The sequence below is a fragment of the Actinophytocola sp. genome (assembly GCF_045807065.1).
GTDB lineage: Bacteria > Actinomycetota > Actinomycetes > Mycobacteriales > Pseudonocardiaceae > Actinophytocola.
On sequence record NZ_JBJMIE010000113.1, the window covers coordinates 1 to 4,786 of the forward strand.

1 protein-coding gene is annotated in these 4,786 nt (G+C 73.3%); it reads left to right on the forward strand.

Annotated elements, in window-relative coordinates:
• Positions 1–4,786: amino acid adenylation domain-containing protein (locus ACJ73U_RS06645; RefSeq protein WP_407776640.1), on the forward strand; the 4,786-nt coding region annotated here is incomplete at both ends.

Consider the following 4,786-nt stretch of genomic DNA (forward strand, 5'->3'; position numbering starts at 1 on the left):
GACCGCCGCGCTACTGCGCAGGGCGCCGGCCGCGTACCGCACCGAGATCAACGACCTGCTGCTCACCGCGCTGGCCCGCACGCTGACCGAGTGGGCCGGCACGCCCACGGTCGCCATCGACCTGGAGGGGCACGGCCGCGAGCTCGACGGGGTCGACCTGAGCCGGACCGTCGGCTGGTTCACCAGCCTGCGTCCGCTCACCCTGCCGTCCGCGTCCGACTGGGGCACGCAGCTCGAGACCGTCAAGGAGCTCCTCCGCGCGGCACCGGCGCCGGCGCAACAGCCGCCACTCGCGTCGTTCAACTACGTCGGCCGGGTCGAGGCCGGCGGGCAGGACGCGAGCTGGTTCCGCGAGCTGCCCGAGGCACTCGGCGCGAACCGGGCCCCGACCGCGCGGCGGCCCTACCCGTTCGAGATCGACGCGGCCGTGCGTGCCGGCCGGCTGCGGGTGTCCTGGGGCTACTCCCGGCGGGCGCACGACCGCGCCGAGGTCACCGACCTCGCCACCGCCTTCGCCGGTCACCTCGCCGACCTGGTCGCGCACTGCCTGACCGGCGCGGAAGGCGTGACCCCGAGCGACTTCCCGCTCGCCGGCCTGGACGCGTCCACACTGGACCGTCTGCTCGCCGGCCTCGGGGTGCGGCCGGCGCAGGTCGCGGACATCTACCCGCTCTCCCCGCTGCAGCAGGGCATGCTGTTCCGGGCCGTCTACGACCCGGACTCGCGGGACTACTTCGAACAGGACGGGTTCGTCGCCCGCGGCCCGCTCGACGTCGACGCGTTCCTGGTGGCCTGGCAGCACGTGGTCGACCGGCATGCCGTGCTGCGCACCCGGTTCGCGTGGACCGGGCTGCCCAGGCCGGTGCAGGTCGTGCTGCGGCGACAGGAGATCCGGGTCGAGCGGCTCGACTGGACCGGCACCGATCCCGGCGGCGTGACCGAACGGTTCGAGGAGCTGATGCGGGCCGACCGGGAGGCCGGGCTCGACCTCACGGCGGAGCCCCCGTGCCGGTTCACCATCGTCGCGATCGGGCCGGACACGCACCACTTCCTGTGGACCTTCCACCACATCGTGCTGGACGCGTGGAGCGTGTCGACGGTCCTCGACGAGGTCTTCACCACCTACCAGGCACTGCGGGACGGTGAGGAGCCCGCGCTGCCCGACGTCGCGCCCTACCGCGACCACGTCGCCTGGATCGGCGCGCAGGACCGCGCGGCCGACGGGGAGTTCTGGCGTGCCGAGCTGGCCGGCCGGACCGGGCCGACGGTGCTGCCGGCGAGCGGCGCCCCGGACGCCGAACCCGGTGTCGGACAGGTGCGCCGCCGGTTCCCCGCGGCGCTGACCGAGGAGGTCCGCGGGCTCGCACTGCGCAACGGCTGCACCGTGGGCACGGTCATGCAGGCCGCGTGGGCGCTGCTGCTCTCCCGCCACACCGGCGAGCCCGACGTGCTGTTCGGCACCATGGTCGCCGGTCGCGCGGCGAGCCTGCCGGGTGTCGAGCGGATGGTCGGCCTGCTGGCCAACACGCTGCCCACCCGCGTCGACGCGCACCCGCGCCAGACGGTCGCGGAGTTCCTGACCACCCGGCACCGCAAGCAGGTCGAACTGCGGGAGCGCGAGCACTGCGCACTGGTCGACATCCAACACCACACGGACATCCCGACCGGCAGCCCGATGTTCGAGAGCATCTTCATCTACGAGAACTTCCCGGCCACCGAGCACCCCGTGCCCGGCTTGGACCTCGACCCGCGCGGGCACGTCTTCGAACAGACCGACTGCCCGCTCGTGGTCGAGGTCAGCCACCACGACGCCATCGAGGTCGTCGCCATCCACCACCTCGCCCGGTACGACCGGGACTCCTGCGCCCGGCTGCTCGGCCACCTCGAGAACCTGGTGCGCGGCATGGTCGAGCACCAGGACGCGCCGCTGTGGCGGCTCCCGACCCTGGCCGGCGCCGAGCGGGAGTTGGTGGTGCGTGGGTGGAACGACACCGCCATGGATGTGCCGCGGGTGACGTTGGGGGAGTTGTTCGAGGCGGCGGTGGCGCGGGCGCCGGACGCGGTGGCGGTGGTGGCTGTGGACGGTTCGGTGGTCAGCTACGCCGAGCTGAACGCGCGGGCGAACCGGGTGGCCCATGGCCTGCGGGACCGCGGGGTGGGTCGCGACTCGGTCGTCGGCGTGTCCGTCGAGTCCGGTGTGGACGTTCTGGTCGCGTTGCTGGGGGTGGTGAAGTCCGGCGGCGCGTATCTGCCGCTGGATCCCGAGCATCCGGTGGAGCGGCGGGAGTACATGCTGGCCGACACCGGCGCCGAACTCGTGGTGACCCGGGAGACGCTCGCCGAGCTGGACGGGTTCCCGGACACGGATCCGGCGCCCGTCCACGGCCCGGACGACCTCGTCTACGTGATGTACACGTCGGGTTCCACCGGCCGGCCGAAGGGTGTGATGATCTCCCACCACGGGTTGGTCAACTACCTGTGGTGGGCCATCGACGGCTACGGCCTCGACGGCACGTCCGGCGCCCCCATGCTCGGCTCCATCGCCGCCGACCTGTCGGTGCCGAACTTCTTCCTGCCGCTGATCGGCGGCAAGGACGTCACCCTGCTGCCCGCGGACCGCTGCCTGACCGCGTTGGCGGACCGGTTGACGCGGCCCGGCGACTTCTCGCTGCTGAAGCTCACGCCGGGCCACCTGGACGTCCTGCGTGCCACCATCGCGCGGGGAACCATCGTGGACTCCGTGCGGACGTTCGTGGTGGGGGCGGACGAGGTGCGGCCGGAGACGGTCGCGGCGTGGCGGCGGATCGCGCCGGACGCGCGGATCATCGACGAGTACGGCCCGACCGAGACCGTGGTCGGCTGCTCGGTCTACACCATCGGCGCGGACTTCGACCCGTCGATGCCGGTGTCCATCGGCAGGCCGATCGCCAACACCCGCATGTACGTGCTCGACGAGTACCTCGAACCGGTGCCCGCCGGCGTCGTGGGGGAGCTGTGCATCGGCGGGTTCGGCGTGGCCAGGGGCTACTGGCGCCGACCAGGGCTCACCGCGGACAGGTTCGTGCCCGACCCGTTCGGTCCGCCGGGCACCCGCATGTACCGCACCGGCGACCTCGCGCGGTTCCGCGCCGATGGCAACCTCGACTTCCTCGGCCGGCGCGACCACCAGGTCAAGATCCGTGGCTACCGCGTCGAACTCGGTGAGATCGAGGCCAGGCTCCTCGCCCACCCGAGCGTCAGCGAGTCCATCGTGGACTACCGGCAGCGCACGCTCGTCGCCTACCTCGTCGCGCATCCGGGGCACGAGGTGGACACTGTGCGGCTGCGGGCGTTCGCGGCGAAGACCCTGCCGGAGCACATGGTGCCGGCCACCTGGGTGGTGCTGGACCGCATGCCGCTCACCCAGGCCGGCAAGGTCGACCGCAAGAGCATGCCCGACCCCGACCACACCGGCGGCGCGGCCGTCGGGCACCGGGCCCCGCGCACGCCGACCGAGCACCTGCTCGCCGACGCCTGGGCACACGTGCTCGGCGTGGCCCGGGTCGGGATGGACGACGACTTCTTCCACCTGGGCGGCGACTCCATCCTCGCGATCCAGGCGGTGGGCCGCATCCGGCAGGCCGGCACCCCGGTCACCCTCCGGCAGGTGTTCGAGCACCGCACCATCGCCCGGCTCGCCGAGGCGCTCGACGCGGCCGGCGCCGTGGTCCCGGTGCCGGTGGACCAGGGCACGGTGACCGGCCCGGTGCCGCTGACGCCGATCCTGCGCTGGTTCACCGAGACGCACGGCGGGCTGGACCACTACAACCAGTCCGTGCTGCTGGAGTGCCGCATCCCGGTCGCGCCGGCCACGCTGTCCGCCGCACTCACGGCACTGCTCGACCACCACGACGCGCTGCGCACCCGACTGTCCACATCGGACGAACGGTGGCACGCCGAGGTCACCGGCCGGCGCCCCGACGACGTGCTCCGCGTCGTCGACCTGTCCGCGGTACCGGCGGACCAGCGCGACGCCCTCCGCTCCTCCGTCGCCGACGCGGTGCAGTCGGGACTCTCCCTGGCCGAGGGCCGGCTCGTGGGCGCCGCGCTGTTCACCGGTGCCTCCGACGACTCCGCCGACGACTCCGCCGACCGCGCCGCCGACCGCCTGCTGGTCGCGATCCACCACATCGCCGTGGACACGGTCTCCTGGCCGGTCCTGCTGGCGGACCTGGCCACCGCGTACACCGACCTCGCCGCCGGCCGGCGGGTCGAGCTGCCGCCGAAGACCACCTCGTTCCGCGACTGGGCGGCCCGGCTCGCCGAACACCAGCCGCCCGAGGCCCCCCGTACGCCGGCCGACCCGCTCCCGGTGGACCACGACCGCGGGCCGAACACCGAGGAGACGGCCCGCCAGCTCGAGCGCACGCTGCCCGCGGCGGCGCTGTCCGCCGACGGCGTCGCGGTCAACGACATCCTGGCCACCGCGCTCGCGGCCACGCTGACCGAGTGGACCGGGACGGCCGAGGTGCTGGTCGAGGTCGAGCGGCACGGGCGCGAGCCACTGTCGGACGACGTCGACCTCTCCCGCACCGTCGGCTGGTTCACCACGCTGCACCCGATCCCGTTCCCCGCCGGCGCCGACCTCACCCAGGTCGCGGCGTTGCTCCGGGACCCGGCCGCCGAACGCCCCGGTGTCGCACCCCGGGTCGTGTTCATCTACCACGGCCTGCCAAAAACCGCCGCCGAAAATGGCTACGGCATACCGGCTTTCAACGTCAATAACCTCGAGCAGGTGCAGGCCGTC